This window comes from Actinoplanes sp. NPDC049118 (assembly GCF_040648555.1).
Taxonomy (GTDB): Bacteria; Actinomycetota; Actinomycetes; order Mycobacteriales; family Micromonosporaceae; genus Actinoplanes.
This window is the reverse complement of record NZ_JBEZDY010000073.1, coordinates 1-2683: the sequence shown is the minus strand read 5'-3', so window position 1 is coordinate 2683 and position 2683 is coordinate 1. Positions and strand designations below refer to the sequence as shown.

General features: G+C 60.4%; 4 protein-coding genes. 2 read left to right on the top strand and 2 right to left on the bottom strand.

Annotated features, from left to right (window positions below):
- The first annotated feature begins 151 nt into the window (after window positions 1-151).
- Window positions 152-703 (top strand): HD domain-containing protein, encoded by a 552-nt coding sequence (locus AB0B58_RS42230; protein ID WP_360237036.1) that lies wholly within the window; start codon window positions 152-154, stop codon window positions 701-703.
- Here AB0B58_RS42230 and AB0B58_RS42225 read toward each other — a convergent pair.
- Both AB0B58_RS42225 and AB0B58_RS42220 read right to left on the bottom strand, forming a co-directional pair.
- Entirely contained in the window at window positions 700-1167 is a 468-nt protein-coding gene (locus AB0B58_RS42225; RefSeq protein ID WP_360237033.1) for an NUDIX domain-containing protein, read from the bottom strand. The genes AB0B58_RS42230 and AB0B58_RS42225 overlap by 4 nt on opposite strands.
- A complete protein-coding gene (locus AB0B58_RS42220; RefSeq protein WP_360237030.1) occupies window positions 1160-1912 on the bottom strand; it encodes an XRE family transcriptional regulator in 753 nt (250 codons plus the stop codon). The genes AB0B58_RS42225 and AB0B58_RS42220 overlap by 8 nt, the downstream gene beginning before the upstream one ends.
- Before the next feature lie 173 nt (window positions 1913-2085).
- Between AB0B58_RS42220 and AB0B58_RS42215 the strand changes: the two genes are divergently transcribed.
- The gene (locus AB0B58_RS42215; RefSeq protein WP_360237027.1) at window positions 2086-2403 is read left to right on the top strand and encodes a hypothetical protein; all 318 of its coding nucleotides are present in this window, start codon (window positions 2086-2088) and stop codon (window positions 2401-2403) included.
- The last annotated feature ends 280 nt before the right edge of the window (window positions 2404-2683 follow it).

Here is a 2683-nt window from a genome sequence, read left to right as displayed (position 1 = left end):
CCGGTCTAACCCACACCTACCCAGAAAGATCATCTAGCCGGAAGTGTCACCCACGTCCTGAGACTGATCTGTCACCCAGGTCCTGAGACTCGGCAGACTGCAGCCGACCGACCCGCTGTTCCCGTATGACGCGTGCCGCTATCGTCTGGGCATGTCGCTCGTCGCCTGGGCCTACCAAACCTCGGAACAGAAACTAGCTGCTGCCTTGCCTCGACGGTGGTCCCACGTTCAGGGCGTCGCATTGAAGGCCCAGAGCTTGGCTGCTGTTGTGGGTGACGATGCCCCACTGCTTGAAGCGGCTGCTGTCCTGCATGACATCGGTTATGCGCCAGACCTGGTCAGAACGGGTTTTCATCCCCTGGATGGCGCCTACTTCTTGCAATCGATCGATGCACCGGCTCGGTTGGTTCACCTGGTCGCGCATCACTCATGCGCGATCAGGGAAGCACGTCTCCGTGGGCTAGAGGACCAGCTCGCATCCTTTACAGACGAGGAAGGCCCCGTCCGCGACGCTCTGTGGCTGTGTGACCTGACGACGACACCGGATGGGGAGCCGACGGAATTCGCCAGCAGGGTGGCTGAGATCAAGGAGCGGTACGGTCCTGACGACCTGGTGACTACCTTCATTACCAGCGCGGAGCAGGATCTCGGAGCCGCGATCAGTCGCACATACGATCGCCTGCGGGTCGTCAGCAACATCTAGCCTAGGTAAGGCTCCCGGCGCTCAAGGCCGTGCTGTACGCGAATCGACATTGACGGGTGCATCGGTAGGTCATCCAGCTCACGGCGATCGACCCATCGAACCTCCGCTGACTCGCTGCTGGTTCTCAAGCTTCCGCCCACCAGCGTGCCGTGGAAGCAGATCGAGAACTCCTGTCGCACCTCGCCATCGTCGTAAGCAATGACGTGATTTGGGTTCGAATAGATTCCAGAGATTCCGCTGATTTCGACCTGAAGCCCTGACTCCTCCTCGACCTCACGGACAGCGGCCTGTGTAACGGACTCGCCAAGATCCTGTGCTCCGCCTGGAAGTGCCCACAGCCCGTTGTCGGAGCGTCTGATCAAGAGCAGCCGCCCCTCTCCATCCCGGACGATGACCGCTACGGCGACAACCAACGAGTTGGCCGCTGGCGCTGAAGAATCGTTGAGGTAGTCCGTTTTAGGCATCGACTGGTTCCAGACCTTGAGTCATTGAGTGGCTCCAGACTGCGTCGAAGCTTTCGCTGTAGGTGTCGAAAAGGCCGTAGTTGGATGTCCTGCGAAGGTGAAGCGCAGGCGCCATCGGTGCAGTCTTCCCGAACACATGCGGGTTGACGATCATGTCATCGTCGAATCGATAGATCGAGTTGTAGAGCACCGTCTGATGGCTACGCAACTCGATGTTCCGAACGCCGATGAGCGGTCGAAAGAACGCCTGCGCCTGATCGATTTTGGCCGAGATCGTGTCGCGCCCGATGCCTTCGTCGGTGCTGCGCTGCTTGACGGCCTCACAGTCGCGGCTGCCCAGCATCAGACGGACCTGTACGCCTGCGCCAGCCTTTTCGCGTAGGCGCTTGAGGAGGTCCGGCTTCTCGGTGAGGAACATTCCTACGTATACGAGAACGTCGACTTGCGATGTCGCCTGATCCAGTAGGCGATCCCACAGGTTGACGGGTACAGATCCTCGGTTGGCGTACAACTGGACAACACCAGAGGCATCTGCGGTCTCTGAGGAGGCCCGGCGAGCTCCAGGCCACAAGAAATCTTCGTCTTCCTTCAACCGCTTTGCGATCTTGAATCGGGTACGCGGGTGCGGGACTCTCCCACCCACCCAGCGACTGACGGTTTTTACGTCGGTCTCGGTGAACAACGCCAGTTCCGCAGGCGTCACACGTGCCCGGTCGAGTGCGTCTCTGAGCCGTTCGTTCGCCACTGTCGCTCCGTCCGATCACCGTGTGGGACGTTTCCTCCACTATAAACGTCCCAAGCGTCACGGCAAGGCCGTTCTAACGTCACCGATTCCGGGGTCTCCTTGAGTTGCGAGCAAGAAGCCCGCACAGAGCAGTCGTCCACTGGGGATGCGCTCTACAGAAGGAGGAACACCTCATGAAGCTGTACGTGGACACGACCGGCAAGCAGGTCACGGTGTCGAAGCCCACCGAGACGAAGAACGACCAGAACGGCAACCAGCGTTCCGAGAAGGGAACGGGCCGACTGATGTGGTCGACCCAGGTCATCGTGCTCGACGAGACCGGCGGTGAGGTCATCGCCATCACTACGGCTGGTGAAAAGCCGAACGTGACGGTGGGACAGCTCGTCGCCATCGAGCAGCTCGAGGCCATTCCGTGGGCGACCAACGGTCGTAACGGCGTCGCGTTCCGCGCGGTGTCGCTGAAGCCGCTCACTGGTACCTCGTCCAAGTAGGTACTCCGCAACATCCGTACTGCCCGCCACAGTGCCCGTGGCATTTCATCCGCCGAGCGGCCTTTCGCCGCTGACAACAACCCCATCTGTTTGACGGTCCGGTAACAGCTCTGGCTCCTATGTTCCCGGCCCGGCGACCACCGATGGTGGCCGCAAATGTTCTGAAGTGTGGCGCGGGGTCGGTACTGGCTCCTACACCTGCCGACCTCGCCGCCTTTCCAACCCATCAACCCTTCTATGAAAGGGACGGTTGACCGTGTCCACTTCAGCTGTGGTGTTC

Bases quoted from the DNA above. Each gene is read 5' to 3' on its own strand.
- AB0B58_RS42230 (WP_360237036.1), top strand. From the start codon at position 152: ATGTCGCTCGTCGCCTGGGCCTACCAAACCTCGGAACAGAAACTAGCT.
- AB0B58_RS42215 (WP_360237027.1), top strand. From the start codon at position 2,086: ATGAAGCTGTACGTGGACACGACCGGCAAGCAGGTCACGGTGTCGAAG.
- AB0B58_RS42225 (WP_360237033.1), bottom strand. From the start codon at position 1,167: ATGCCTAAAACGGACTACCTCAACGATTCTTCAGCGCCAGCGGCCAAC.